The organism is Streptomyces sp. NPDC004647 (assembly GCF_040609575.1).
GTDB lineage: Bacteria > Actinomycetota > Actinomycetes > Streptomycetales > Streptomycetaceae > Streptomyces.
Genome location: NZ_JBEXKU010000089.1, coordinates 1 through 26,748, shown reverse-complemented (window position 1 = coordinate 26,748; position 26,748 = coordinate 1). Strand labels below are relative to the sequence as shown.

Annotated in this window: 22 protein-coding genes and 1 tRNA gene; 20 read left to right on the top strand and 3 right to left on the bottom strand. The window is 71.7% G+C overall.

The features are described 5' to 3' along the window. From ABZW18_RS29065 to ABZW18_RS29030, 8 genes are all read left to right on the top strand, one after another. Window positions 1-193: hypothetical protein (locus tag ABZW18_RS29065; protein ID WP_356193081.1), on the top strand; the 193-nt coding region annotated here is incomplete at its 5' end. Window positions 194-381: 188 nt separating this feature from the next. After that, window positions 382-1,668: a uroporphyrinogen-III synthase gene (locus ABZW18_RS29060; protein ID WP_356193079.1), complete on the top strand. Its 1,287-nt coding sequence runs from the start codon at window positions 382-384 to the stop codon at window positions 1,666-1,668. A gap of 225 nt (window positions 1,669-1,893) precedes the next feature. Further along, complete coding sequence (locus ABZW18_RS29055; protein WP_356193077.1) at window positions 1,894-2,031, top strand: hypothetical protein; 138 nt, start codon at window positions 1,894-1,896, stop codon at window positions 2,029-2,031. Window positions 2,032-2,174: 143 nt separating this feature from the next. Beyond that, window positions 2,175-2,762 carry a sigma-70 family RNA polymerase sigma factor gene (locus ABZW18_RS29050; protein ID WP_356193075.1) on the top strand — a complete coding sequence of 196 codons (588 nt, stop codon included), beginning with the start codon at window positions 2,175-2,177 and terminating at the stop codon, window positions 2,760-2,762. Further along, window positions 2,759-3,526 (top strand): zf-HC2 domain-containing protein, encoded by a 768-nt coding sequence (locus ABZW18_RS29045; RefSeq protein WP_356193073.1) that lies wholly within the window; start codon window positions 2,759-2,761, stop codon window positions 3,524-3,526. Before ABZW18_RS29050 ends, ABZW18_RS29045 begins: the two co-directional genes overlap by 4 nt. Window positions 3,527-3,637: 111 nt before the next feature. Next, on the top strand, window positions 3,638-6,070 hold the full coding sequence (locus ABZW18_RS29040; protein ID WP_356193071.1) for a UvrD-helicase domain-containing protein: 2,433 nt from the start codon (window positions 3,638-3,640) through the stop codon (window positions 6,068-6,070). 381 nt (window positions 6,071-6,451) lie between these two features. Next, window positions 6,452-7,861, top strand: a complete 1,410-nt coding sequence (locus ABZW18_RS29035) for an NAD-dependent malic enzyme (protein ID WP_356193068.1) — start codon at window positions 6,452-6,454, stop codon at window positions 7,859-7,861. A gap of 418 nt (window positions 7,862-8,279) precedes the next feature. Then, a complete protein-coding gene (locus tag ABZW18_RS29030) occupies window positions 8,280-8,561 on the top strand; it encodes an HU family DNA-binding protein (protein ID WP_030875040.1) in 282 nt (93 codons plus the stop codon). 227 nt (window positions 8,562-8,788) lie between these two features. Here ABZW18_RS29030 and murA read toward each other — a convergent pair whose 3' ends face one another. After that, on the bottom strand, window positions 8,789-10,132 hold the full coding sequence (murA, locus tag ABZW18_RS29025) for a UDP-N-acetylglucosamine 1-carboxyvinyltransferase (RefSeq protein ID WP_356193066.1): 1,344 nt from the start codon (window positions 10,130-10,132) through the stop codon (window positions 8,789-8,791). A 242-nt stretch (window positions 10,133-10,374) separates the two neighbouring features. Here murA and ABZW18_RS29020 point away from each other — a divergent pair, with 242 nt between their 5' ends. The 10 genes from ABZW18_RS29020 (at window position 10,375) to ABZW18_RS28975 (ending at window position 23,048) form a co-directional block, all read left to right on the top strand. Further along, window positions 10,375-10,953 carry a YqgE/AlgH family protein gene (locus ABZW18_RS29020; RefSeq protein WP_356193063.1) on the top strand — a complete coding sequence of 193 codons (579 nt, stop codon included), beginning with the start codon at window positions 10,375-10,377 and terminating at the stop codon, window positions 10,951-10,953. A gap of 30 nt (window positions 10,954-10,983) precedes the next feature. After that, entirely contained in the window at window positions 10,984-11,277 is a 294-nt protein-coding gene (locus tag ABZW18_RS29015) for a DUF3039 domain-containing protein (protein ID WP_356193060.1), read from the top strand. A gap of 255 nt (window positions 11,278-11,532) precedes the next feature. Beyond that, on the top strand, window positions 11,533-12,837 hold the full coding sequence (locus ABZW18_RS29010) for an extracellular solute-binding protein (protein WP_356193057.1): 1,305 nt from the start codon (window positions 11,533-11,535) through the stop codon (window positions 12,835-12,837). After that, window positions 12,812-13,870: a sugar ABC transporter permease gene (locus tag ABZW18_RS29005; RefSeq protein ID WP_356193054.1), complete on the top strand. Its 1,059-nt coding sequence runs from the start codon at window positions 12,812-12,814 to the stop codon at window positions 13,868-13,870. Before ABZW18_RS29010 ends, ABZW18_RS29005 begins: the two co-directional genes overlap by 26 nt. A 2-nt stretch (window positions 13,871-13,872) precedes the next feature. After that, window positions 13,873-14,733 (top strand): carbohydrate ABC transporter permease, encoded by an 861-nt coding sequence (locus ABZW18_RS29000; protein ID WP_356193083.1) that lies wholly within the window; start codon window positions 13,873-13,875, stop codon window positions 14,731-14,733. 6 nt (window positions 14,734-14,739) lie between these two features. Then, complete coding sequence (locus ABZW18_RS28995; RefSeq protein WP_356193051.1) at window positions 14,740-16,488, top strand: beta-N-acetylhexosaminidase; 1,749 nt, start codon at window positions 14,740-14,742, stop codon at window positions 16,486-16,488. Between the two features lie 270 nt (window positions 16,489-16,758). Further along, the gene (locus ABZW18_RS28990) at window positions 16,759-17,655 is read left to right on the top strand and encodes an FAD binding domain-containing protein (protein WP_356193048.1); all 897 of its coding nucleotides are present in this window, start codon (window positions 16,759-16,761) and stop codon (window positions 17,653-17,655) included. After that, window positions 17,652-19,733, top strand: a complete 2,082-nt coding sequence (locus ABZW18_RS28985) for a 2Fe-2S iron-sulfur cluster-binding protein (protein ID WP_356193046.1) — start codon at window positions 17,652-17,654, stop codon at window positions 19,731-19,733. Before ABZW18_RS28990 ends, ABZW18_RS28985 begins: the two co-directional genes overlap by 4 nt. Before the next feature lie 349 nt (window positions 19,734-20,082). Next, window positions 20,083-22,407 carry a molybdopterin cofactor-binding domain-containing protein gene (locus ABZW18_RS28980; RefSeq protein ID WP_356193044.1) on the top strand — a complete coding sequence of 775 codons (2,325 nt, stop codon included), beginning with the start codon at window positions 20,083-20,085 and terminating at the stop codon, window positions 22,405-22,407. Window positions 22,408-22,718: 311 nt separating this feature from the next. Next, window positions 22,719-23,048, top strand: a complete 330-nt coding sequence (locus ABZW18_RS28975; RefSeq protein WP_356193041.1) for a putative quinol monooxygenase — start codon at window positions 22,719-22,721, stop codon at window positions 23,046-23,048. 443 nt (window positions 23,049-23,491) lie between these two features. Here the strand turns inward: ABZW18_RS28975 and ABZW18_RS28970 are convergent. Further along, window positions 23,492-23,563: transfer RNA gene (locus ABZW18_RS28970), tRNA-Cys, on the bottom strand. A 117-nt stretch (window positions 23,564-23,680) separates the two neighbouring features. Continuing rightward, on the bottom strand, window positions 23,681-24,553 hold the full coding sequence (locus ABZW18_RS28965) for an alpha/beta hydrolase (protein ID WP_356193039.1): 873 nt from the start codon (window positions 24,551-24,553) through the stop codon (window positions 23,681-23,683). 478 nt (window positions 24,554-25,031) lie between these two features. Between ABZW18_RS28965 and ABZW18_RS28960 the strand changes: the two genes are divergently transcribed. Further along, a complete protein-coding gene (locus ABZW18_RS28960) occupies window positions 25,032-25,937 on the top strand; it encodes a LysR family transcriptional regulator (protein ID WP_356193036.1) in 906 nt (301 codons plus the stop codon). 117 nt (window positions 25,938-26,054) lie between these two features. Next, window positions 26,055-26,636, top strand: coding sequence for a cysteine dioxygenase family protein (locus tag ABZW18_RS28955; protein WP_356193034.1), 582 nt, complete (start codon window positions 26,055-26,057; stop codon window positions 26,634-26,636). Window positions 26,637-26,748 lie beyond the last annotated feature (112 nt).

The following is a 26,748-nucleotide window of genomic DNA, read 5'->3' as shown; positions in this document are numbered from 1 at the left end:
CGAACACGAAGTGTTCATCACCATCCCGCAGGCCGCGCGGACGGTACGGCTGTGGGTGGCCGACTCCGGGGCACTGGACGCCCACTGCGCGGCCATGCTCCGGCCGCACAGTGGGCGTCCGCGCCGGGTACGGCGTAACACCGGGGAAACCCTGGCGAACCGGGAGCGTCACCCGGCGTTGGCAGGATGCTGATACGGCCGGACGGTGGGACCACTGTCCGGCCGGCGGAACGAAGCCCGGGCAGGGACGCCCGGTGCGGACTGAAGGCCCGGGCCGGGACGCCCGGCCAGGGGATCGTTGTCCGGCAGTCGCGATAGGCGGCGCCGCTGCGGTCCCCGCGACCTATGGTCGATGGAACACGTCAGTGGAGCGAGGCACGTATGCAAAGTCGGAACGCGGAGCAGCCGCCGGGCGACGGAAGCACGCCGCCCCCGCCCCCGTCAGCGTCCCCATCCGCATCCCCGGCGGGCGACGGGCACGGAGCAGGCTCTACGACGTCCCCGGCCTCGGACCCGGCGCCGGCCCGCCGTGCGTCCGACGGGCCACCGCCCCTCGCCGGCTTCACGGTCGGCATCACCGCCGCCCGCCGGGCCGATGAGCTCGGAGCCCTGCTGAAACGGCGCGGCGCGTCCGTACTGCACGCGCCCGCCCTGCGCATCGTCCCGCTGTCCGACGACACCGAACTCCTCACCGCGACCAAGCACTTGATCGACCACGCACCGGACGTCGTGATCGCCACCACCGCCATCGGATTCCGCGGCTGGGTCGAGGCGGCCGACGGCTGGGGGTTCGGCGAGGCGCTGCTGGAGCGGCTGCGCGGGGTGGAGCTGCTGGCCCGCGGGCCCAAGGTGCGCGGCGCCATCCGGGCCGCCGGGCTGAAGGAGGAGTGGTCGCCCGCCTCCGAGTCCATGGCCGAGGTTCTCGACCGGCTCCTGGAGGAGGGCGTCGAAGGACGCCGGATCGCCATCCAACTGCACGGTGAACCGCTGCCCGGCTTCGTCGAGGCGCTGCGGGCCGGGGGCGGCGAGGTCGTCGGGGTGCCCGTCTACCGCTGGATGCCGCCGGAGGACATCGGCCCCGTGGACCGGCTGCTGGACGCCACGGTGGCTCGCTCGCTCGACGCGGTGACCTTCACCAGCGCGCCCGCCGCGGCCTCTCTGCTGGAGCGGGCCCGGGAGCGCGGCATGCTCGGCGAGCTGCTGGACGCCCTGCGGCACGACGTACTGCCCGTGTGCGTCGGCCCGGTGACCGCGCTGCCGCTGGAGGCGCACGACATCGCCACCGCGCAGCCCGAGCGTTTCCGTCTGGGGCCGCTGGTCCAGCTGCTGTGCGTCGAGCTACCCGGCCGCGTACGGCCCCTGCCGGTCGCGGGGCGGAGCGTCGAGATCCGCGGGCACGCGGTGCTGGTGGACGGCGAGTTGCGGTCCGTGCCGCCCGCCGGCATGGCCCTGCTGCGGGCCCTGGCGCGGCGGCCGGGCTGGGTGGTGTCCCGCGCGGACCTGCTGAGGGTGCTGCCGGGCGCGGGGCGCGACGAGCACGCGGTGGAGACGGCGATGGCCCGGCTCCGTACGGCCCTGGGCGCGCCGAAACTCATCCAGACGGTGGTCAAGCGCGGCTACCGGTTGGCGCTGGATCCGGCGGCGGACACGAAGTACGGCGACGAGTAGGGCATTTCGGATCTTCCCGGATTCGGGAAGATCCGCGGTCTTTCGTACGGGCCCCAACTCCCGCATTCCGCCCGCCATGACAGGCCTCCCAAACATGTGACCTGCCTCACAACAATTGCTCTGAGTGCTGCGCCCGCGCCGCCCGTACTCATGGGGGAAGCGGCACCGAGGGTCCGCATCGCGACACAGAGTCCGCATCACCGATCTCCTTGGGGGGATACAGCCATGCGCCCGTCCAACCTCCTCCGACAGCTCGCCGCATCCGCCGTCACCGCACTCGCGTTCACCGCGACGGCGTGCGATGACAGGGGCGGCAGCGCCAAGGACAGCGGGGGCGACTCCGAAAGCTCCTCGGGCTACTGATCCGTTCCCCCACGCCAGTGGGCCCGAGGACGGGAGGGGGTCCGCAGCAGACGAGGGCTGCGGACCCCCGCCCCAACCCGCTCATTCGTCCAATGACCGAACCCAGCGTTCGTCCAAAGCTGGGACTCGACCAGGAGGTTCGGGTGCGCAAGGATGCGGCCGTGGTCGAACATCGTCCTTCAAGAACCCGGCACAGGGCTGAAAAGCCGCGATCCGGCACCGAGGTGCCGGACGAGGAGCTCATGCGGGCTCTCTATCGCGAACACGCGGGCCCGCTGCTCGCCTACGTACTCCGGCTCGTCGCGGGTGACCGCCACCGGGCGGAGGACGTGGTCCAGGAAACGCTGGTGCGCGCCTGGCGCAACGCGGCCCAACTGGGCCGGGCCACCGGCTCGGTACGCCCCTGGCTCGTGACCGTCGCCCGCCGCATCGTCATCGACGGCCACCGCAGCCGTCAGGCCCGACCACAGGAGGTCGACCCCTCACCCCTGGAACTGATGCCCGCGGAGGATGAGATCGACAAGGCGCTGTCGCTCATGACGCTCTCCGACGCCCTGAGCGATCTGAGCGACGCCCACCGGGAAGCGCTCGTCGAGACCTACTTCAAAGGACGTACGGTCAATGAGGCGGCTGAAAAGCTCGGCATACCCAGCGGGACCGTGAGATCCAGGGTGTTCTACGCGCTGCGCTCCATGAAGCTCGCGCTCGAGGAACGAGGAGTGACGGCATGACAGCGCATGAGCGCCAATCAGCGCACGAGGCCGTCGGTGCCTACGCGCTCGGCGTGCTCGACGCGGCGGACGCGGCGCGCTTCGAAGATCATCTCGCGGGCTGTGACGCCTGCGCCGAGCAGCTCGACGAGTTCATGGGCCTCGAACCGCTGCTCGCCAACCTCGCCGAGACGCCGACGGCGGTCCCGAACCCCGCCGCGCTCCACGTGGGCCCGAGCCCGCAGATGCTGGACCGTCTGATCGACGAGGTGGCGGTCAAGCGCCGCCGGCGCCAGCGGCGCGGCCTCTACCTGGTCGCGGCCGCCGCGGCCCTGATCATCGGCGGGCCGGTGGTCGCCACGGTGGTGACCGCGGACGACACCACCTCCGACACCGCACTGCCGCACCCCAACTCCACCAGCCCGGCCGAGGACGCGTTCTTCAACCATATGGAGGACAAGGTCCGGGCGACCGACCAGGCCAGCAAGGTCGCTGCCACGGTCGGTACGGAGAAGAAGGACTGGGGCACCCACACGGTGCTGGAGCTCAAGAACGTCAAGGGCCCGCTCAAGTGCAACCTCATCGCGGTCTCCAAGACCGGTGAGGAGGAGGTCATCACCTCGTGGGCCGTGCCGAAGTGGGGCTACGGCATCCCGGACAGCACCCGGGAGATCGCCAAGCGCCCGCTGTACGTCCATGGCGGCGCGGCCATGAAGCCCAACGAAATCGATCACTTCGAGGTCCGCACCTTCGAGGGTAAGCGCCTGGTGTCGGTCGACGCGTAGCGCTCACCCCCTCCGAGTCTCCCGGAGGCCCGCCGGGAGACTCGGACGTGCGCGGCCCGTCCCCTTCGCGTACGGTTGACGGCTGCCCAGCACGTCAGAAGGGGGCCCCGGGTGGCCGCGCAACATGCCGCAGTCGATTCGGTACGGGACCGGGAGATCGGTGTCGAACAGGATCACCTGGACCAGGTGTACCGGCGCCTCGAGGAGAAGATCCACGAGGCCGAATTTCTGATGGACGACGCCGCTCGCCGCGGCCAGGTCGGCACGCCGGGCGCCCTCGCCGAGCGGGACGCCCAGGTCTTCCGCGCCGGAGCGCACCTCAACCGCCTCAACAGCGAGTTCGAGGACTTCCTCTTCGGCCGGATCGACCTGCTCCTCGGCGGCGACGGTGAGCGGGGCCCGGACGGCGCGTACACCTCCGTCCGGCCCGCGGAGAACGCCGTACAGGGGGAGCGGGCGGACATCGCCGAGACCCTGCACATCGGGCGGCTGGGCATCCTGGACGCCGACTACTCCCCGCTGGTCATCGACTGGCGGGCGCCGGCGGCCGCGCCCTTCTACCGGGCCACGCCGGTGGACCCCGGCCGCGTCGTCCGCCGCCGCGTCATCCGCAGCAAGGGCCGCAAGGTCCTCGGCGTGGAGGACGACCTGCTGCGCCCGGAGCTCACGGCGTCGCTGGGCGGGGAGGAGCTGCCCGTCGTCGGGGACGGCGCGCTGATGGCCGCGCTCGGCCGGGCCCGCAGCCACGCCATGCGGGACATCGTCTCCTCCATCCAGGCCGAGCAGGACCTCGTCATCCGCGCCCCCGCCGCCTCGGTCACCGAGGTCGGCGGCGGCCCCGGCACCGGCAAGACCGCGGTCGCGCTGCACCGCGCCGCCTATCTCCTCTACCAGGACCGCCGCCGCTACGCCGGGGGCATCCTCGTCGTCAGCCCGACCCCGCTGCTGGTCGCGTACACCGAGGGCGTACTGCCGTCCCTGGGGGAAGAGGGGCAGGTCGCGATCCGCGCGGTCGGCTCCCTGGTCGACGGAGCCGAGGCGGACGCCTACGACGAGCCTGCCGTCGCCCGCATCAAGGGCTCCTCCCGGATGGTGAACGTGCTGCGCAGGGCGGCCCGGGGCGCTCTGGAGGGCCCGTCCGTCGCCGGCGCCGCGGCCCGTGGCGCCGGCGCCACGGGTACCGGAGCGCGGGCCGCATCGAACGGCGGTCAACTGTCGTTCGACGACGGCTCCGACACCGGCGCCCCGGCCGAGGGGGCCCGCGGCGGAAGCCGCAGCGCCCCCACCCGGCTGCGCGTCGTCGCCTTCGGGGCCCGGGTCGAACTCGAGGAGCAGGAGCTGCGCGACATCCGCCGGACCGCGCTGGGCGGCACCGCGCCCGTCAACCTGCTGCGCCCGCGCGCCCGTCGGCTCATCCTCGACGCGCTGTGGGCCAAGTCCGGCGCCCGTAAGCGCTACACCGACCCGGAGCTGGCAGCCGAGGCCCGTGAGGCGTTCGACGAGGACATCGCCGACGAGCCGCACTTCATCGACTTCCTCGACGCCTGGTGGCCCGAGCTCACCCCCCGCCAGGTGCTCGCCGCGATGGCCGACGAGCGCCGGCTCGGCCGCTGGTCGCGCCGGGCGCTGCAGCCGCGCGAGGCTCGGCTGCTCGCCCGCTCGCTGAGACGGCTGGACGCCGAGGGCCGGGGTCCGCTGTCCGTGCACGACGTGGCGCTCCTGGACGAGCTGCAGGTGGTGCTCGGTGCCCGGGCCCGTCCCCGCAAGCGGGAGGCCGACCCGCTGGAACACCTCACCGGCCTGGACGAGCTCACCACCATGGCCGACCGCATGGCCACCCGGCGCAGCCGCAACGAGCGCCTGGACGAGGAGCGTACGGACTACGCCCATGTCATCGTCGACGAGGCGCAGGACCTCACGCCCATGCAGTGGCGGCTGGTCGGGCGCCGCGGCCGGCACGCGACCTGGACCGTCGTCGGTGACCCGGCGCAGAGCTCCTGGTCCGACCCGGACGAGGCGGCCGAGGCCCGCGACGAGGCACTGGGCACCCGCCCGCGCCGCCAGTTCAACCTGACCGTGAACTACCGCAACCCGGCCGAGATCGCCGAGGTCGCGACCAAGGTCCTCGCGCTGGCCATGCCGGGGATGGAGTCCCCGAAGGCGGTCCGCTCGACCGGCCTCGCGCCCCGTTTCGCCGTCGCGCGGGGAGACGTCGGGACGGCCGTACGGGAGGAAGCGCAGCGGCTGTTGGACGAGGTGGACGGCACGGTCGGCGTCGTCGTGGCGATGAAGCGGCGCGAGCAGGCGCGGAACTGGCTGGCGGGCCTCGGGGACCGGGTGGTCGCGCTGGGCAGCCTGGAGGCGAAGGGGCTGGAGTACGACGCGACCGTCGTGGTCTCACCCGCCGAGATCGCGGACGAGTCACCGGCCGGGCTGCGGGTGCTGTACGTGGCGCTGACCCGGGCCACGCAGCGGCTCACGGTGCTGTCCGGCGAGCGGGACGCGCCGGACGCCGACGGGATTCCGGACCTGCTCAGGGACTGACCCGCAGTGGTTTGCGGAAGGCTGTCCCGCCCCCGTCGAACCTCAACTGCCGGTGCAGGGATGACTTCCCGGGACTCTTTGTTAGCCTGAGTGTGGCACCGGCTCGATCCAAGCCCCCGGGCCCAACCACAGTCGCTTCGAGCGACCACTTGCCGCGAGGCGAGCATGGCGGGCCGGTGCCACCTCAAGCGGCACGATGGGCGCCTCCTCCCACCCGGGAGAGGCGCCCGTTTGTCTGCTTTCGCCAGGTGGAAACTTTATTTCCGAAACTCAGTGCGGGTTACCCGGTACCGGCTGGTAGGTGCGACGATCGGACGGCGCATCCCGGCCACCCCGAGGGCGCGCATCAGGCGAAATAAGGGAAAGCAGAGGAAGTCCGCCATGGCAACGGCGCCCAGCGTCTCCTACTCGATGACCGTCCGGCTGGAAGTACCCGCCAGCGGCACTGCCGTCAGCCAGCTCACCACCGCCGTGGAAGCCTCCGGCGGCTCGGTGACCGGCCTCGACGTCACCGCGTCCGGCCACGAGAAGCTGCGCATCGACGTCACGATCGCGGCGACGTCGTCGGCGCACGCGGACGAGATCGTCGAGAAGGTACGGGGCATCGAGGGCGTCACGCTCGGCAAGGTCTCCGACCGTACCTTCCTGATGCACCTCGGCGGCAAGATCGAGATGGCGTCCAAGCACCCCATCCGCAACCGTGACGACCTCTCCATGATCTATACCCCGGGCGTCGCCCGCGTGTGCATGGCGATCGCGGAGAACCCGGAGGACGCCCGGCGGCTGACCATCAAGCGCAACAGCGTCGCCGTCGTCACCGACGGCTCCGCGGTGCTCGGCCTGGGCAACATCGGCCCCATGGCCGCGCTGCCCGTCATGGAGGGCAAAGCGGCCCTCTTCAAGCGCTTCGCCGGCATCGACGCCTGGCCGCTCTGCCTGGATACCCAGGACACCGACGCCATCGTCGAGATCGTCAAGGCCATCGCCCCCGGCTTCGCGGGCATCAACCTCGAGGACATCTCCGCCCCCCGCTGCTTCGAGATCGAGGCCCGGCTGCGCGAGGCCCTCGACATCCCGGTCTTCCACGACGACCAGCACGGCACCGCCATCGTCGTCCTCGCCGCGCTCACCAACGCGCTGCGGGTGGTGGGGAAGCAGATCGGTGATGTGCGGGTCGTCATGTCCGGTGCGGGCGCGGCCGGTACGGCCATCCTCAAGCTGCTGATCGCCGCCGGTGTGAAGCACGCGGTGGTCGCGGACATCCACGGCGTCGTGCACAGGGCCCGTGCGGACCTGGTCGACGCCGACCCCGACTCGCCGCTGTGCTGGATCGCGGAGAACACCAACCCCGAGGGGATCACGGGCACCCTCAAGCAGGCCGTGGCCGGATCGGACGTCTTCATCGGCGTCTCCGCCCCCAATGTCCTGGGCGCCGAGGACGTGGCCGCGATGGCCGACGGCGCGGTCGTCTTCGCGCTCGCCAACCCGGACCCCGAGGTGGACCCGGCCGTCGCCCGGCAGACCGCCGCGGTGGTCGCCACCGGCCGCAGCGACTTCCCGAACCAGATCAACAACGTGCTGGTTTTCCCCGGTGTCTTCCGCGGTCTGCTCGACGCACAGTCACACACCGTCAACCCCGACATGATGCTCGCCGCGGCCACCGCCCTCGCCGATGTCGTCACCGAGGACGAGCTCAACCCGAACTACATCATCCCCAGCGTCTTCAACGACAAGGTCGCGGGCGCGGTCGCCGGAGCGGTGCGCGACGCCGCTCAGGGACACCGGCCGTAGGGGGCGCGGTACGGTGGGCTGGACGCCGGGCGGCGCGACGCCGCGGGTCATTACCCGCAGTGTCAAGCCCGCGGGCCCGCTGTGACAGGGGCCACGGCCGACTGAGCACGGCGCGTCGCGGGGCTCGGGGCCCGGACGGTCCCCATAGGGTGACGGGCAGACATTAGGCCGCAAACCCTGAAGCGAGCCCTGCGGTGCGCTGCCGGGAGGCGGACGGAGCGTCACCACATCGAGGCAGTGGCGCTTTTCGTGTGACTCTCCAGGGTGCCGGATTGGCTTTCCCGCCACAGGTGGGGGCAGGATGCGTATTCGGGCGCGAGGGTCTGGCACCAGACCCGGGTCCGGGGACTGTCCGAGGGCCCTGGCAGCATCGGCTTCGATCTCACGCCTTATTGGCAAGATGAATACGGGAGTAACTATGAACCGCAGTGAGCTGGTGGCCGCTCTTTCGGAGCGCGCCGAGGTGACCCGCAAGGACGCCGACGCCGTCCTGGCCGCCCTCGCCGAGACCATCGGTGAGGTTGTCGCCAAGGGCGACGAGAAGGTCACCATCCCCGGCTTCCTGACCTTCGAGCGCACCCACCGTGCCGCTCGCACCGCGCGCAACCCGCAGACCGGCGACCCGATCCAGATCCCGGCCGGCTACAGCGTGAAGGTCTCCGCGGGCTCCAAGCTCAAGGAAGCCGCCAAGGGCAAGTAAGGCCCCGGCCTGCGGCGTCAGCCGTGGGCACAGCACGAAGGGCGGTCACCCTCGGGAGGGTGACCGCCCTTCGTCGTGCGCGAGGGCACTCATGAGGCCGTCAGACGCGTGTGGCGCCGTCGGGTGGGAGCTCCGTCTTCGCTCCCACTCCCGGCTCCGCCGGCTTGCTCATGCTGTGTCGGTCCGGGGGGCGACCCCCGGACCCCCAGCAGCAGCGACGTGGTGGTTCAGGCGCGTGTGGTGCCGTTGGGGAGCTCCACCTTCGCCCCCAGCTCCATCAGCTTGCTCATGAAGTTCTCGTAGCCGCGGTTGATCAGGTCGATGCCGTGGACCCGGGACGTGCCCTGAGCCGCCAGGGCCGCGATGAGATACGAGAAGCCGCCCCGGAGGTCCGGGATGACCAGGTCGGAGCCCTGGAGCTTGGTCGGCCCCGAGACGACCGCCGAGTGCAGGAAGTTCCGCTGGCCGAACCGGCAGGCGGAGCCGCCCAGGCATTCGCGGTAGAGCTGGATGTGCGCGCCCATCTGGTTCAGCGCCGAGGTGAAGCCGAGCCGCGACTCGTACACCGTCTCGTGCACGATCGACAGGCCCGAGGCCTGGGTCAGCGCCACGACCAGCGGCTGCTGCCAGTCGGTCTGGAAACCGGGGTGGACGTCCGTCTCCAGGGCGATCGCGTCGAGCGGGCCGCCCGGGTGCCAGAAGCGGATGCCCTCGTCGTCGATCTCGAAGGCGCCGCCCACCCTGCGGAAAGTGTTGAGGAAGGTCATCATCGAGCGCTGCTGCGCGCCGTGCACGTAGATATTGCCCTCGGTGGCGAGCGCCGCGCTCGCCCAGGAGGCCGCTTCCAGGCGGTCCGGCAGGGCGCGGTGGTTGTAGCCGCCCAGCTTGTCGACACCGGTGATCCGGATCGTCCGGTCGGTGTCCATGGAGATGATCGCGCCCATCTTCTGCAGTACGCAGATGAGGTCTTCGATCTCCGGCTCCACGGCCGCGTTCGACAGCTCGGTGACGCCCTCGGCCAGCACGGCCGTCAGCAGCACCTGCTCGGTCGAGCCGACCGACGGGTACGGCAGCCTGATCTTGCAGCCGCGCAGCCGGTGCGGGGCCTCAAGGTACTGGCCGTCCGCCCGCTTTTCGATCGTCGCGCCGAACTGCCGCAGCACCTCGAAGTGGAAGTCGATCGGCCGGCCGCCGATGTCGCATCCGCCCAGGCCCGGGATGAAGGCGTGGCCGAGGCGGTGCAGCAGCGGGCCGCAGAAGAGGATCGGGATGCGTGAGGAGCCGGCGTGTGCGTCGATGTCGGCGACATTGGCGCTCTCGACGCGGGACGGGTCGAGAATCAGCTCGCCGGCCTCATCGCCGGGGCGGACCGTGACGCCATGCAGCTGGAGCAGCCCGCGTACGACACGTACGTCACGGATATCGGGCACGTTGCGCAGTCGGCTGGGTTCGCTGCCGAGCAGCGCCGCGACCATGGCCTTGGGCACGAGGTTCTTCGCGCCGCGGACACGGATCTCGCCCTCGAGCGGTGCGCCGCCGTGGACAAGCAGTACATCGTCTGTGCCGGTCATGGATCTCGCGTTCCTGGAGTCGGGCAGGGCCAGAGTGAAATGGTACGGGGCTCCTGACCCCCTCCCGTAAGGCCACGGCCCAAACCGGCACGTCTCGGCCGTGTCACAACACGTTGTGTTCGCCGATCACGCCGCAGCGTCACCGTGGCGCGCCCCCGCTGCCGCCGTACGCCCCGTACCGGCTTCGGCCGCGTAGCCCCGTTGACTCCCCGCAAAGGGCGAACGTGCGGGATCATGTCGTCATGACCGAGGTGTCCTCCCTCACAGGACGGCTGCTAGTCGCGACACCGGCGCTGGCCGACCCGAATTTCGACCGTGCGGTGGTGCTGCTGCTCGACCATGACGAGGAGGGCTCGCTCGGTGTTGTCCTGAACCGGCCGACACCGGTCGGGGTCGGCGACATCCTCGAGTCGTGGGCCGGGCTCGCGGGGGAGCCGGGGGTGGTGTTCCAGGGCGGTCCGGTGTCGCTCGACTCGGCGCTCGGCGTCGCGGTGGTGCCGGGCGAGGCGGGGACGGTCGTGGGGGAGGGGCCGCTGGGGTGGCGGCGGGTGCACGGGGCGATCGGCCTGGTGGACCTGGAGGCGCCGCCGGAGCTGCTGGCCGCCGCCGTCGGGTCCTTGCGGATCTTCGCGGGGTACGCGGGCTGGGGGCCGGGTCAGCTGGAGGACGAGCTGGTCGAGGGCGCGTGGTACGTCGTGGAGTCCGAGCCCGGGGATGTCTCCTCGCCGGATCCCGAGCAGCTGTGGCGGGCCGTGCTGCGGCGGCAGCGCAATGAACTGGCGATGGTGGCGACATACCCGGACGACCCGAGCCTCAACTGACCACCACGGGCTTGAGTACCCTTGGCAGCTATGAGCACTCTTGAGCCCGAGCGCGGGGCAGGGACCGGCACCCTCGTAGAACCGACGCCGAAGGTGTCGCACGGCGACGGTGACCACGAGCGCTACGCCCATTACGTTCAGAAGGACAAGATCATGGCGAGCGCGCTCGAGGGCACGCCCGTCGTCGCGCTGTGCGGCAAGGTCTGGGTCCCGGGTCGCGACCCGAAGAAGTACCCGGTCTGCCCGATGTGCAAGGAGATCTACGAGTCCATGGGCGCCGGTGGCGACAAGGACAAGGACAAGAGCGGCAAGGGCGACAAGTAGCCTTTCCGCGTTCGGGCCGGTCCGGCGGAGCTCCGCCGGACCCGCCGAATGAGGACCGGCCTGCGGTTTTCCACGGCCCCCGAGGTGCGTACGCGCGCCTCGGGGGCCGTGCTGCGTTGCACGGGGTGCTTCGGTCGGTCACGAACTGGTAGAGACCTCTTGTCGGCGGGGTGAACGCTCCATAGCCTCCTGCTTGTTGTGCAGTGCGAAACGCTCGTTGCGTATACTGCAACGCTGATCCGTGGGGGTTCCTCCGTGAAGCGCATCGTCCGAATTGCCGCCCCGACCGCGGCGCTCGTCCTCGCCGGTTTCACCGCCTCTGCCTGTGCGCCGTCCACCGCCGACAACGGCGCGCAGGGGGACGAGAAACGCGGCACCCTGCGTGTCTGGCTCTTCCAGGAGGTCGACAACAAGCCGAAAGAAGCGGTCGTCGACTCAGCGGTCGCCGCCTTCGAGAAGCGGCACAAGGGTGCACGGGTGGAGGTCGACTACATCCCCGTCGACACCCGGGCGCAGAAGATCAAGGCGGCCTTCAACGATCCGAAGAGCGCGCCCGATCTGATCGAGTACGGGAACACGGACACCGCGGGCTATGTGCGTGACGGCGGACTCGCCGACGTCGGCAAGGAGTTCGCCGCCTGGGAGGACGCCGAGGACACCGACCCCACCGCCCAGCAGTCCGTGACCGTCGGCGGAAAGGTCTACGGAGCGCCGCTGTTCGTCGGCGTACGGGCGCTGTACTACCGCACGGATGTCTTCACCGACCTCGGGCTCGAGGTGCCCAGGACCCAGGCCGAGCTGATCGGGACCGCGAAGAAGATCCGTAAGGAGCGGCCGGAGCTGTACGGGCTCGCCGTCGGCGGTGCGTACACGTACGGCGCGATGCCCTTCATCTGGGCGAACGGGGGTGAACTGGCCACGGAGAAGGGCGGCTCGTACACGTCCGCCATCGACCGGCCGGAGGCCCGGAGGGGTATCGAGGCGTACGCCTCCCTCTTCGGCGACGACAACTGTCCGGCCGCCAAGTGCGCCGAGATGGGCGGCAACGACACCATCACCGCCTTCGCCTCCGGCAGGGCCGGCATGGCCATCGGCGGCGACTTCAGCCACCAGGCCATCGAGGACGGCAAGGTCAAGGGCGAGTATGCGGTGGTCCCGCTGCCCGGCACGGAGAAGGGCGAGATCGCTCCGGCCTTCGCCGGCGGCAACAACATCGGTGTTCTCAAGAGCAGTTCGCACCGGACGCTCGCCGTGGATCTGATGAAGTCGCTGGCCGGTAAGGAGACGCAGCGCGAGCTTTTCAAGGCCATGGGCTTCCTGCCGACCTACACCGATGTGCGGGAGGAGGTCGCGAGGAAGGAGCCGTTCGTCGAGCCGTTCGTGAAGACCCTCGACGCGGGTGCGAAGTTCGTCCCGGCGTCGCCCGGCTGGGCGGCGATCGACAGCTCGCTGGTGCTGCCGACGATGTTCCAGGAGGTCGTCCGCGGCGACAAGAGCGTCGATGAAGCGGCGGACGACGCGGCGAAGAAGATGGATGACGCCTTCCGTTCAGCGGGCTGAACCGATGGCGCACAACGACACGGTACCGGGCGGCGCGGTGCGCGAGCCCACGGCCGTCCCCGTGGAGAGGACCGGCGTAACGGGCGGAAGAGGCGGAGCAGACAGGGCCGGGTCTCGCCGCAACCGCGCCGGCGCCCGGCGTCACGGCGGCTGGACCCCCTGGCTCTATCTCGCCCCCGCGCTGGTCGTCCTCGGCGGGCTGCTGGTCTACCCGATCTACCAACTGGGCCTGATCTCGTTTCTGGAGTACACCCAGGCACAGGTCAGCGGTGGTGAGCCCACGACCTTCCAGGGGCTGGGCAATTACGCGACGCTGTTCGGTGACAGCCAGTTCTGGCAGGTGCTGCTGGCCACGGTGCTCTTCGCCGCCGCGTGTGTGGTGTCCACTCTCGCCGTCGGATGCGCTCTCGCCGTGCTGCTCACCCGGATACGGGCCGTGCCCCGGCTGGCCCTGATGCTCGCCGCTCTGGGGGCCTGGGCCACGCCCGCCATCACCGGCTCCACCGTCTGGGTCTTCCTCTTCGACCCCGACTTCGGCCCGGTCGACAAGGTCCTCACCGCCATCGGACTGAGCGGGTTCGCCGACTACTCCTGGACCTACGACCGCTACAGCGCCTTCCTGCTGGTGCTGCTCGAAGTGGTGTGGTGCTCGTTCCCGTTCGTCATGGTGACGCTCTACGCGGGCATCAGGGCGATCCCCGCGGAGGTGCTGGAGGCGGCCGCGCTCGACGGTGCCTCGGCCTGGCGGATCTGGCGCAGTGTGATGGTGCCGGTGCTCCGGCCGATTCTGGTCGTCGTCACCATCCAGTCGATCATCTGGGACTTCAAGGTCTTCACCCAGATCTATGTGATGACGGGCGGTGGCGGTATCGCCGGCCAGAACCTCGTCCTCAATGTCTACGCCTACCAGAAGGCCTTCGCGTCCTCGCAGTACAGCCTCGGGTCGGCGATCGGCGTGGTCATGCTGCTGATCCTGCTCGCGGTGACGCTCGGGTATCTGCGCCTCCTGCGGCGACGGGGAGCGGAACTGTGACCCTGCTGCATATCCGGTGGCCCCGGCGGCCCTGGCGGCTGGCCGCCGAAGCCACCGCGCTGCTGGTCGCGGCCGCCGTCGCCTTCCCGCTCTACTGGATGGTGCTGTCCGCCTTCAAACCGGCGGGTGAGGTGCAGTCCACCGAGCCCCGGCCATGGACGCTCAACCCCTCGCTCGACGCCTTCCAACGGGTGTTCCAGCAGCAGGACTTCGGCCGGTATTTCCTCAACAGCCTCGCCGTGGCGGGCGTCGTGGTCATCGCCTCCGCGCTGATCGCCTTTCTCGCGGCGACCGCCGTGACCCGTTTCAGATTCAGGTTCCGCACCACGCTTCTCATCATGTTCCTCGTCGCGCAGATGGTGCCGATCGAGGCGCTGACCATTCCGCTCTTCTTTCTGATGCGCGACCTGGGCGAGTCGGTGCCGGGCGTCGGGCTCAATACGCTCGGCTCGCTGGTCCTGCCGCATATCGCTTTCTCCCTGCCCTTCGCGATCTGGATGCTGCGGGGCTTTGTGAAGGCGGTACCGGAGGCACTGGAGGAGGCGGCGTACATCGACGGGGCGAGCCGCGCCCGCTTCCTGTGGCAGATCCTCTTCCCGCTGGTCTTCCCGGGCCTGGTGGCGACGAGCGTCTTCTCGTTCATCTCGACCTGGAACGACTTCCTCTTCGCGAAGTCCTTCATCATCAGCGCCACGGAGAATTCCACCCTGCCGATGGCTCTGCTCGTCTTCTTCAAACCGGACGAGAACGACTGGGGCGGGATCATGGCGGCGTCGACCGTGATGACTCTCCCCGTGCTGGTCTTCTTCGTACTCGTACAGCGCCGCCTGGTCTCCGGACTCGGCGGCGCGGTGAAGGACTGATCCCCCATGGCAGACGCCGGACTGATTCCCGCCCCGCGCCGCATCTCGTACGGGCCGCCCGGCCGGGGGGTGTGCGTCCTCGACGACACGACCCTCCTTGAGGACCGGCCCGGCACGGAGCACATCGCGCGCCGGCTTCGCTCCACCGTCGGCGGCGCGACGGGCCTGCCCCTGCGCACCGGCGGCGACGGCCGCAGCACCATCGTGCTGCGCATCGATCCCTCGGTCGCGCGTGGCATCGGAGAGGAGGGATACCGGATCGCCGTCGACAGCCACCGCGTCGACATCGCCGGTGGAAGTGCCAGGGGGGTCTCCTGGGGCGTTCAGACCTTCCGCCAGCTGCTGGGCCCCGAGGCCTTCCGGCGGGCGCCGCTGGACCCCGGGTACGAGTGGACCGTCCCGTGCGTCGTCGTCGAGGACGCGCCCCGCTTCCGCTGGCGCGGCCTGATGCTCGACGTCGCCCGCCACTTCATGCCCAAGGACGGTGTCCTGCGCTATCTCGACCTGCTCGCCGCCCACAAGCTCAACGTCCTCCACCTCCATCTCACCGACGACCAGGGCTGGCGTATCGAGATCGAGCGCCACCCGGAGCTCACCGAGGTCGGCTCCTGGCGGGAGCGCACCAAGTACGGGCATCGCTCGTCCCCCCTGTGGGACCCGCGCCCGCACGGCGGCTACTACACCCGGGACGACATCCGCGAGATCGTCGCGTACGCCGCCGAGCGGCATGTCACCGTCGTCCCGGAGATCGACCTTCCCGGCCACTCGCAGGCGGCCATCGCCGCGTACCCGGAGTTGGGCAACACGGACATCACCGCCGCGTCCTCGGCCGCCGCAGGCTCCGGGGGCTCCGGCGGGCACGAGGCCTCCGGAGGGAACGGCTCGCTCGGTGTCTGGACGACGTGGGGCGTCAACCCGAACGTACTCGCTCCCACCGACCACACCCTCCGCTTCTACGAGGGCGTGCTCGAAGAGATCCTCGCCCTCTTTCCATCGCCCTTCGTGCACATCGGCGGCGACGAGTGCCCCACGGACCAGTGGAAGGCGTCCCCCGCCGCGCAGGCCCGGATCAAGGAGCTGGGACTCCACGACGAACGGGAGCTGCACGGCTGGTTCATCCGGCACTTCGACCGCTGGCTCGCCGACCGCGGGCGGCGCCTCATCGGCTGGGACGAGATCCTGGAGGGCAGCCCCCGGGCCCCGGCCGGGTGCCGCCCGGCGGCATACGGCCTGACGCAGGGCGCGGCCGTTTCGTCCTGGCGCGGCTACGCGGGAGGTATCGCCGCCGCGCGGGCCGGTCACGATGTCGTCATGTGCCCCGAGCAGCAGATCTACCTCGACCACCGGCAAGCCCCCGGCGAGGACGAGCCGATGCCCATCGGATACGTCCGCACGCTGGAGGACGTCTACCGGTTCGAACCCGTGCCTCCGCAGTTGACGCCCGGCGAGGCCGCGCACGTCCTGGGCGCCCAGGCCAACGTCTGGACCGAGGTGATGGAGGACCAACAGCGCGTCGACTACCAGGTCTTCCCGCGCCTCGCCGCCTTCGCCGAAGTCGTCTGGTCCGGGCTGCCGGCCCCCGCCGAGCGGGACTTCCCGGACTTCGAAACTCGAATGGGCGTGCACTACCGGCGACTTGACGCCCTGGGCGTCGCCTACCGCCCGCCCACCGGCCCCCGCCCCTGGCAGCGGCGGCCCGCACCCGAGGGGGTCGGCCTCGGACGCCCGATCGAGGGAGCGCCCCCGATCGTGTGAGCCGTGGCCGAAGCCGCATGCCTCTGCCGTGCCGCCCTGGGACCGTTGATGCCGCAAGGACGGAATTCACCTAAGATTCCCCGAAGGGTGGCAATGCGCGCTCAGGGGCGACAGGGGAACAAAACGGACCATCGCCCAGGTCGGGGACGGAACCGTCCTTCGCGGACCCTCGCGTCGGAGGCTTGCCAAGATGTGCCAGAGTTGCCACGTCCCTGCTGTGAGCACGTACCGTACGGCGAACAGGCGGGACACCGGGAAGGGGCAGCTGGGTTGACCACGCACGCACCGCATGCGGCGCAGACGGTGACGTTGCCGGTCTCGCTCGACGAGGCCGTCGCGGCGCTGGCCGCCATGCCCGCCGCTGTGCCCGTTGCCGGGGGCACCGACCTCATGGCCGCCGTCAACTCCGGTCTGCTGAGGCCCGCAGGGCTTGTCGGCCTCGGCCGGATCAGCGAGATCCGCGGCTGGCAGTACCAGGACGGGCACGCCCTGCTCGGCGCGGGCCTCACCCACGCCCGGATGGGCAGACCCGACTTCGCGGCGCTGATCCCGGCACTGGCCGCGGCCGCGCGCGCGGCGGGCCCGCCGCAGATCCGCAACGCGGGCACGCTCGGCGGCAACATCGTCAGCTCGGCGCCGACCGGCGACCCGCTGCCCGTACTCGCCGCCCTCGAAGCCACTTTGATCATTGCCGGTCCCGAGGGCGCACGCCGGGAGATCCCGGTCAGTCATCTGCTCGCGGGCCGGGAGATGCTGCGCCCCAGCGAGATCGTCGGCTATGTACGGGTACCGCTGCTGCACGCCCCGCAGACCTTCCTCAAGGCCACCGGCCGTACGGGCCCGGGCCGGGCCACCGCGTCGGTCGCCCTCGTGCTCGACCCCGCCCGGCGCGGGGTGCGCTGCGCGGTCGGCGCCGTGGCACCGATGCCGCTCCGGCCCCTGGAGGCCGAGCGCTGGGTGGCCGGGCTGATCGACTGGGACGGCGACCGGACGCTCGCGCCGGAGGCGTGCACGGCGTTCGGCGAGTACGTCGCCGCCGCCTGTATCCCGGACCCGCCGCCCGCCCAGGACGGCACGGAACCGCCTGCCCTGCCGCCCGGGGTGCTGCATCTGCGGCGTACCGTGGCGGCACTGGCCCGCCGAGCACTGGGGAGGGCGCTCGGATGAGTTCCGAAGAGCCGCAGCAGCCGCATCGTCCGCACAGGCCGCAGCAGCCGCAGCAGGGCTGGCAGCCGCTGCCGGGCGGTGACTACGACGCCGAGGCGACCGCATTCGTGCAGTTGCCGGACGGTCTTCTCGACCGTGCGGCCGCGCCGCCCGGCGTGGACCCGCTGGCCGCGCCCGGCCAGGGCTATGTGCCGCCGCCGATAGGGTCCGCGGCTTCCGCTGCTCCCACCGAGCCCGGCGCGACCGGCGAGTGGACGATGCCGTTCGCCGAGGCCGGCGGGCACCCTGCCGCAGCGGGGGGAGCCCAGTGGCATGCCCCGGCCGACGGCGGCTGGCCCGATCCGGGTGCCCAGGGCGCCACGGGCCAGTGGAGCGTTCCTCCGGCCGCCGACGATTCCCCGGACGAGTCCGGGGAGTACCTGCTCGGCGAGCGTGGCCGTACGGGCGCGCAGTACCCCGGCGGCTCCCCGGCCGCGGGCCGGAGCGACCAGTGGCAGGACGGCACGGGCGGCCAGTGGCACGGCGCGCAGGACGCGGCAGGTCGGTCCGGTGCATGGGGATATCCGACCGAGGGGCAACTCCCGGACGCGGCGGCGGAGTCCGCGGCACGGCACGGCGGCGAGGACGGCGCGCAGGGCGACTGGAGGGCGGCGGGCGCGGCGACCGGCCACTGGCCGGCCCCGGACGGCCCGTCCGCCTCCGACGAGTCGGGCGCGTACCGGATGGGCGACAGCCCTGTGGGGGGCGGCTCATGGCCGGGTCCCGCGGACGCTTCGCGGGGCGGCTCCGGCGCGGGCCCGGCGCGGCCGGGCGCGGACGAGATGTCGTCCGCGGGCCGGGACCGGACTCATGACTCGGCTGCCGCGGGCAGGTTCGCCACGGGCGGCGACCCGTGGGCGGATACCGGGACAAATGGCGAAATGCCGGATGAGGGCGGTGAGTTCGGGCCGTCCCGGTCGGCACGGGACCGCGGGCCGGCCGGCATCGACGACGCCCGCCTCCGTACGGATGCGGGCCGTCCCGATGGGCCCACCAACGGGAACGGCCAGTGGCAGGCCGACGCCGCGTCGGCCGAACTGCACGGCGCCCGCCAGGAGTTCACGCCCGGAGGCGAGTACTCCGCACCCGACGCGGGAGCCCGCACCGCCGAGGACCACGGGCGGTGGCAGGCCCAGGACGACTCCGCCTCGCGAGTGGGCCGGGCGGCCGAGGACGCGATCCACCGGCTGACGGGCGGCGGTGCCACGATCGGCCGGTCGTACGTCCCGGCGGACGACCCCGCCGCGGACGCCGAGTCCGCCCCGACGGAGGGCGCCACGGGTGCCGCCGACGCGGCACCGGACACAGCCGCCCGGGGAGAGACGACCGACGGGCAGGGCGAGCGGGCCGACGAGCGCGAGTCCGGCGCGGAGCCGTCCGACTCGCGGGAGGCGGACACCCAGGAGTCCGGAGCGGCCGATCCGCACAGCGAACATCCCCACGCCTCCTACGTCCTGACCGTCAACGGCGCCGACCGCCCCGTCACCGACGCCTGGATCGGCGAGTCCCTGCTCTACGTCCTGCGCGAGCGCCTCGGCCTCGCCGGGGCCAAGGACGGCTGCTCCCAGGGCGAGTGCGGGGCGTGCTCGGTTCAGGTCGACGGGCGGCTCGTGGCGTCCTGCCTGGTGCCGGCGGCCACCGCCGCGGGCTCCGAGGTCCGTACGGTCGAGGGGCTGGCCGTCGACGGCGCGCCGTCCGACGTGCAGCGTGCGCTCGCGGCCAGTGGCGCCGTGCAGTGCGGTTTCTGCGTGCCGGGGCTGGCCATGACCGTGCACGATCTGCTCGAGGGCAACCACGCGCCGACCGAGCTCGAGACCCGGCAGGCGATCTGCGGCAACCTGTGCCGCTGCTCCGGCTACCGCGGGGTCCTCGACGCGGTGGCCGACGTCGTGGAGGAGCGCGCCGAGTCGGGCGAGGCATCCGCCGCCGCCGAATCGGGCCGGACCGACGCACAGCCCGATCCGGCCACGGAGTCCGCGCGCATCCCCCATCAGGCGGGCCCCTACGGCGGGGACTCCACAACGGGAGGCCCCGCGTGACCTCGATCCGCGTGACCTCAACCGGCGTGACCTCGATCCGCGTGACCGCAGCCGGCGCCCTCCGATCTCCGGCCTCCGGGCCGTCCCACGCCGCCACGCCGGCCGTCGGTCGCTCCCACCCCGCAGCTGCGGTCCGTACGGCGCGGCGCGGCGGAACGGGTCCGACGTCCTGTACGGGCCGTCGTCCGTGCTCCTGTCCGAGCGGTCGCGCCGGCACCGTCCACGCGCGCGTGAGCGTGGACAGAGCCCGCGGCGGCACAGACGGCCGGCTGGGCACAGCCGTCGCCCCACCGACCCGGACCCGGACCCGTACCCCCCAGACACCCAGCGGTAGCGGAAAGGCAGCGTGATGACCGGTCCCGACGCGGCCACCGCGACCCCGGCCGTCGGCGGCCCGACGTCCGTCGACCCCCAGGCGCACGGCCTCGGTGTGTCCCTCGCGCCCGCCGACGCGCTCGCCAAGACCTCCGGCACCTTCCCGTACGCGGCCGACCTGTGGGCCGAGGGCCTGCTGTGGGCCGCGGTGCTCCGCTCACCCCATCCGCACGCGCGGATCGTTTCGGTCGACACCTCGCAGGCGGCCGAGATGCCCGGCGTACGGGCCGTGGTGACCCACGAGGACGTGCCGGGCGACTCCTCCCACGGCCGGCGGGTCGCCGACCGCCCCGTCTTCGCCAAGGACCTGGTCCGGCACCACGGCGAGCCGATCGCTGCCATCGCCGCAGACCACCCCGACACGGCGCGTCTGGCGGCCGCCGCCATCGCCGTCGAGTACGAGGTGCTGGAGCCGGTCACCGACCCGGAAAAGGCGTTCGCCGCCGAGCCCCTGCACCCCGACGGCAATCTGATCCGCCATATTCCGCTGAGCTACGGCGACCCGGACGTCAACGGCGAAGTGGTGGTCGAGGGCCTGTACCGGATCGGCCGCCAGGACCCGGCACCGATCGGCGCCGAGGCCGGCCTCGCCGTGCCCCGCCCCGACGGTGGCGTCGAGATCTACACCGCCTCCACCGACCCGCACGCCGACCGGGACCTCGCCGCCGCCTGCTTCGGACTCGAACCGGAGCGCGTGAAGATCGTCGTCACCGGAGTGCCGGGCGCGATGGGCGACCGCGAGGACCCGGGCATGCAGCTGCCGCTCGGCCTGCTCGCGCTGAAGACCGGCTGCCCGGTGAAGCTCGCCGCGACCCGCGAGGAGTCCTTCCTCGGCCACCCGCACCGCCACCCCACGCTGCTGCGCTACCGCCACCACGCGGACACCGAGGGCCGCCTCGTCAAGGTCGAGGCGCAGATCCTGCTGGACGCCGGCGCGTACGCGGACGCCTCTTCCGAATCGCTGGCCGCGGCCGTCGCCTTCGCCGCGGGCCCGTACGTCGTGCCGCACGCCTTCGTCGAGGGCTGGGCCGTACGCACCAACAACCCGCCCTCCGGCCATGTCCGTGGCGAGGGCGCGATGCAGGTGTGCGCCGCGTACGAAGGCCAGATGGACAAGCTCGCCGCCAAGCTGGGCATGGACCCGGTCGAGCTGCGGCTGCGCAATGCCATGGCGACCGGCGACCTGCTGCCCACCGGCCAGACGGTGACCTGCCCGGCGCCGGTCGCCGAGGTACTCCAGGCCGTACGGGACGCCCCGCTGCCCGCCCTCCCCAAGGACGCACCCGAGGAGGACTGGCTGCTGCCGGGCGGCCCCGAGGGCGCGGGCGAGCCGGGCGCGGTCCGGCGCGGTGTCGGCTACGCGCTGGGCATGGTGCACATGCTCGGTGCGGAGGGCGCGGACGAGGTCTCCACAGCGACGGTCCGGGTCAACGGCGGGGAGGCGACAGTCATCTGCGCCGCCGTCGAGACCGGCCAGGGCTTCTCCACGCTCGCCCGGCAGATCGTCCAGGAGGTGCTGGGCATCGACGAGGTGCACATCGCCTCGGTCGACACCGACCAGCCGCCCGCCGGCCCGGCCTGCCACGGCCGGCACACCTGGGTGTCGGGCGGCGCGGTCGAGCGGGCGGCCAGGATGGTCCGTACGCAGCTCCTCCAGCCACTCGCGCACAAGTTCGGGATGTCGACCGAGCTGCTCTCCATCGCCGACGGCAAGATCACCTCGTACGACGGGGTGCTCAGCACGACGGTCGCGGAGACCTTGGACGGCAAGGAGCTGTGGGCCACCGCGCAGTGCCGGCCGCATCCGACCGAGCCACTGGACGAGACGGGCCAGGGCGACGCGTTCGTGGGGCTCGCCTTCGCCGCCGTACGTGCCGTGGTGGACGTCGACATCGAGCTCGGCTCGGTGCGGGTCGTGGAGATGGCGGTGGCGCAGGACGTCGGGCGGGTGCTCAACCCGCGTCAGCTGGCGGCCCGTATCGAGGCGGGCGTCACGCAGGGCATCGGTGCGGCTCTCACCGAGAACCTCCGCACCGCGCGCGGTGCGGTCCGCCGCCCCGACCTGACCGGATACGCCCTCCCGACCGCGTTGGACGCCCCCGACATCCGGATCGTCAAGCTGGTCGAGGAGCGGGACGTGGTGGCGCCCTTCGGGGCCAAACCGGCGAGCGCGGTCCCGGTGGTCACCTCCCCGGCGGCGGTCGCGGCCGCCGTACGGGCCGCCACGGGCCGACCGGTGAGCCGCCTCCCGATCCGCCCCCAGGCGGCGGTGGCTGCGCCCCCACGACAGCAGGCGTGAGAGCCGTCCCGGTCTGACCCGCGGGCCTGTCCGCGAAATCCCCATTCCTCCGCCCCGTGCCGCGCGCAGCGGCTGCGTTACGAGCGGCGTGTGACTCCGGATGGCGGACGTTTTTCGAGGAGTTTTCCCGCAGGGCGGGAAAACGGGCTGCCTGGTTCGTGGCCCGGTGCCGGAGTCGTGCAGGGTGGACTCCGTGTCCGCACCGCGGGAACGCAGCCGCCGCGGCCGGCCGGGCGGCATCTGACGAGCCTCGGACGCATGGCATGACCAGCACACCTACAAGCCCATCCCGGAAGCCGGAGGCTACCCCCGTGATCTTCATCGTCGTTAAATTCACCGTCCGTCCTGACCGGAGCGAGGACTGGCTCGGGCTCGTCGACGACTTCACTCGGGCCACCCGGCAGGAGCCGGGCAATGTCATCTTCGAATGGTCAAGGAGCGTTGACAGCCCTGACCAGTTCGTCCTGATCGAGGCATTCGAGTCGAGCGAGGCCGGCGAGGTGCATGTGAACTCCGACCACTTCCAGACCGCGATGGCGTGGATGCGGGACGTGGTCGCCGAGACGCCGCAGATCGTCAACACCGAGGTGCCGGGCAACGGATGGGCGCAGATGGCGGAACTCGCACCGCGGGAGCAGTAGGGCGCGAGGACCGACTCGATCCCGCCGTGAGTGGGCCGTAGCCCGCCCCGCCCGTTGCGACGTCGCCGCAGCGGGCGGTCCGGTGGTCGTGGTTGCGGTCCGCACAGGCCGCGAGACGGAGGGCCGGGCCCTGACGGGTCCGGCCCTCCGTTCTGCTCCTTCATACGTTCATTGCGGCTATGGAGCTGGAGGCCGTGACCGGAATCGAAGGCCACGTACGGCGACGAACGAGACCCGCGCCGAGAGGGGAAGCGGCCTTGAAGCCGCCCTGGAAGAATTCGGCTCCTTCGGGGCTCCGGTAACAATCCCGCCCGAAAACGTGGAAGTATCTCTGGATCTACCCGGCGGGCTTGGGGTTCAACTGCTAACTGAGACGGACGAACAACAGAGCGGCACCCCTTCCGGGGTGCCGCTCTGTTGTTTTGCCTGCTCAAGGCACCTAGAGGCCGTGGCGGGAATCGAACCCGCGTAACTCGCTTTGCAGGCGAGTCCCTCAACCACTCGGGCACACGGCCGTGACGTACTTCTTCCGAAGACCGTAGGACGGGTGGCCAGCAGGCCTCAATGGTTCGGCGTACGGCGCCATACGACTGCCATACGCCGTTCACAAACGGGGGCGCAGCGGGCGAGTGTTACGCGTGCGGTGTCGTCAGGAACTCCTCCACCAGGGGGCGCAGCATCTCCGGCTCGTCCACCCACGGATAGTGGCCCACGCCGTGCAGCGGTCGCAGCACGGCGTTCGGGAAGGACTCCGCGACCAGCTCGCCCGCCCGCATCCCGGAGACCGCGTCGAGGTCCCCGGTCACCACGAGCACCGGGCACTCCACCTCCAGCAGCCGGGCGAGCAGTGCCCGGCGGGTGAGTTCGTCGACGCCCTGCCAGAAGCCCGCCCGCGGGACGGGGTTGAGCTGGTCGCCCTCGGACGCCGCGTGCTCCCGCTGGGGCTCGTCCCAGCGGCCGTACGCCATCGGTGCGGCGCGCAGCAGCAGTTCCCGTACCTCGTCCAGGTCCGACACCTCGGCGAGCTGCTGGACGGCGACCGAGGCGTCCGGCCACCACGGCTCGGTGATCCGGGAATCGAAGATCTCCCGGGCGTCGTCGGGGAGTTCGTTCTGGAGCCGGGCGCCGGGGCAGACGATCACCAGATGGGTGAGGCGCTCGCTGTGGGAGGCGGCGTAGGCCTGCGCGGTCGCCGCTGCCGCGTCATGCGCGAACAGCGCGAACCGCTCGAGGCCGAGGTGTTCGCGCAGCGCCTCCAGGTCCTCGGCGAGGCGGGGGAAGGCGTAGTCGGAGGGGTCGGTGGCAGCGGGGGAGTCGCCGGTGCCGCGGGCGTCCGGCAGTACGAGTGGCCGGTGCCCGTCGAGCCCGCCGAGATTCCCGAGGTAGGCGGCGTCCCGTCCCGGTCCGCCGGCCAGGCAGACCAGCGGCGGAGCGGCGGAGCCGTCGCGGGCGTCGAGTACGCGGTAGAAGAGTTCGGTGTCGTCGTACGAGCGGTAGTGCGGCATACGCCTCAGGGTGCCCGATCAACCGCCGTGCGCGATGCGACGGGCCGGATCTCGGGGCGCTCGGACTGGATCTCGGGCTGGATCCCGGGCGGATCTCGGGCGGATCTCCGGTCGGTGGGGGCGGATCTCGTGCGGGCGGGCCGGATCCGGGCCTGGCGGGCCGGTTCTCAGACGTGCCGAGCCGGGCCTGTGTCGTTGCCGGGGCGGATCTCGCGTCGCCCCGGCCCGATCTCGGGTCGACGACCGGCCGGGTCTCGGGTCAACCGGGCTCGGGTCTCGGGTCGATGGGGCCGGGTCTCGGGTCAACCGGGCTCGGGTCTCGGGGTCAACCGCTCTCGGGTCTCGGGGTCGACCGGGCGGGTCTCGGGGTCGACCGGGCTCGGGTCGGGCCCGGCCGCGCCGGGAGAGGCCGGCGATGACCTGAAAGCAGCGGCCGCTTTCTCGTTCCGTCATCCCAATGTCTGCTTATGATTCCGATGTGTTCGAATCCCGGCACATCAAGACGTTCCATGAAGTGGTCAGGAGCGGCTCGTACTCGGCCGCCGCTCGCTCACTGGGCTACACCCAGCCCGCGATCACCCAGCAGATGAAGGCTCTGGAAAGAGCCGTCGGCACCCCGCTGTTCACCCGCGTCGGCCGCCGCGTGCGGCTGACCGAGGCCGGGGAGGCGATGGCGCGGCACGCGGACACCATCCTCGACAGCCTCTCCGCCGCGCAGCAGCAGATGAACGCCATCACCCGGCTGCGTTCCGGGCGGGTTCGGGTGTGCGCGTTCCCGAGCGCCGCCGCGACCCTCATCCCGGAGGCGATGGCCAGGATCGCCGCCGAGCACCCGGGCGTACGCGTGGAGCTGCTGGAGGGCGAGCCGCCGGATTCACTGCGGCGTCTGGCGCGCGGGGAGTGCGATCTCACGCTCGCCTTCACCTATCCCGGCCTGCACGCCGAGGTCCCGGCGGAACTGGTCGAGATCCCCCTGCTGGAGGACCAGTTGACGGTGCTGCTGCCGACCGGGCACCCGCTGGCCCGGCGGCGCGCGGTGCATCTGAACGACCTCACGGAAGAGCGCTGGATCGCGGGCTGTCCGCGCTGCCGGGCCAACTTCCTGCACGCCTGCGCGGAGGAGGGATTCACCCCGGACATCGCGTTCACCACCGACGACAACCTCGTCGTGCAGAGCCTGGTCGCGGCGGGTGTGGGCGTCGCCGTGATGCCGGCCCTGGTGTTGTCCTTCCTCTGCCACAAGAAGGTGACCGGGCGCCTGCTGGAGCCCCACAGCCGCCGCCAGATATCGGCGTACGCGCTGCGCGAGCATCTGCGCATTCCGGCCACCGCGCTCGTACTCGCCGAACTCAAGAGGGCCGCCGAGGCGCGCGTCGGCTGCTGAGTCCCGCTGGGGGCTCTCCGCCGAGCCCCGCTGAAGGCGCAGCCATAAGGGGACATTGGAGTTCGGCAAAGAAACTGTCGTTGGACGTGATGGATCGGGCGGCGCGACGCTGCGCGTATGACCGCTCCCAGCCTTCCGACCGCCTCCCGTGCCGCCACCGCCGCCCGTATGACGTCGCGCCTCGACGCGTTCGTCGGTGAGGTCCGGGAGGTCGTCGGGCGCGGCCTGCCGCCCGAGTTGACGGCGTATCTGGCCGGGGAGCGGCTGCGGCCGCATCTCGGCGCCGCCGACCTGCTCACCGAGGAGCAGCGGCAGGGCGACCCGGAGACGTACCGCCAGCATCTGCTGCACGCCGAGCGCGACGGCAGCTTCTCGGTGGTCGCGCTGGTCTGGCTGCCCGGGCAGCGGACGTGTGTTCACGACCATGTGTCCTGGTGCGTCACGGGTGTTCACGAGGGCGAGGAGAGCGAGCGCCGCTACCGCCTGGTGCCGGACGGCCCGTCCGCGCGGCTGGTGCCGACCGAGGACGTGGTGAACCCGTTGGGGGCGGTGTGCGGCTTCGCGCCGCCCGGCGACATCCACCGGGTACGCAACGCCGGTACGTCGACGGCGATCTCGATCCATGTCTACGGCGCGGACATCGGGCGCCTTGGCTCCAGCATCCGCCGGGTCTACGACGTGCAGGCCGACGAACTGTGAGCCCGCGCCCGTATCGGCGGTGGCCGCGCGCGGGCACCCCCACCCCGCCCCAAGCACCCCCCGTGGGGGCCCCCGGCGGATAGGAAGAGAGGGGTGGGTGGACTCAGGGTTG

Coding starts and splice junctions, on each gene's coding strand:
- ABZW18_RS29060 (WP_356193079.1), top strand. CDS start 382: ATGCAAAGTCGGAACGCGGAGCAGCCGCCGGGCGACGGAAGCACGCCG.
- ABZW18_RS29055 (WP_356193077.1), top strand. CDS start 1,894: ATGCGCCCGTCCAACCTCCTCCGACAGCTCGCCGCATCCGCCGTCACC.
- ABZW18_RS29045 (WP_356193073.1), top strand. CDS start 2,759: ATGACAGCGCATGAGCGCCAATCAGCGCACGAGGCCGTCGGTGCCTAC.
- ABZW18_RS29035 (WP_356193068.1), top strand. CDS start 6,452: ATGGCAACGGCGCCCAGCGTCTCCTACTCGATGACCGTCCGGCTGGAA.
- ABZW18_RS29030 (WP_030875040.1), top strand. CDS start 8,280: ATGAACCGCAGTGAGCTGGTGGCCGCTCTTTCGGAGCGCGCCGAGGTG.
- murA (WP_356193066.1), bottom strand. CDS start 10,132: ATGACCGGCACAGACGATGTACTGCTTGTCCACGGCGGCGCACCGCTC.
- ABZW18_RS29020 (WP_356193063.1), top strand. CDS start 10,375: ATGACCGAGGTGTCCTCCCTCACAGGACGGCTGCTAGTCGCGACACCG.
- ABZW18_RS29015 (WP_356193060.1), top strand. CDS start 10,984: ATGAGCACTCTTGAGCCCGAGCGCGGGGCAGGGACCGGCACCCTCGTA.
- ABZW18_RS29005 (WP_356193054.1), top strand. CDS start 12,812: ATGACGCCTTCCGTTCAGCGGGCTGAACCGATGGCGCACAACGACACG.
- ABZW18_RS28995 (WP_356193051.1), top strand. CDS start 14,740: ATGGCAGACGCCGGACTGATTCCCGCCCCGCGCCGCATCTCGTACGGG.
- ABZW18_RS28985 (WP_356193046.1), top strand. CDS start 17,652: ATGAGTTCCGAAGAGCCGCAGCAGCCGCATCGTCCGCACAGGCCGCAG.
- ABZW18_RS28980 (WP_356193044.1), top strand. CDS start 20,083: ATGACCGGTCCCGACGCGGCCACCGCGACCCCGGCCGTCGGCGGCCCG.
- ABZW18_RS28965 (WP_356193039.1), bottom strand. CDS start 24,553: ATGCCGCACTACCGCTCGTACGACGACACCGAACTCTTCTACCGCGTA.
- ABZW18_RS28955 (WP_356193034.1), top strand. CDS start 26,055: ATGACCGCTCCCAGCCTTCCGACCGCCTCCCGTGCCGCCACCGCCGCC.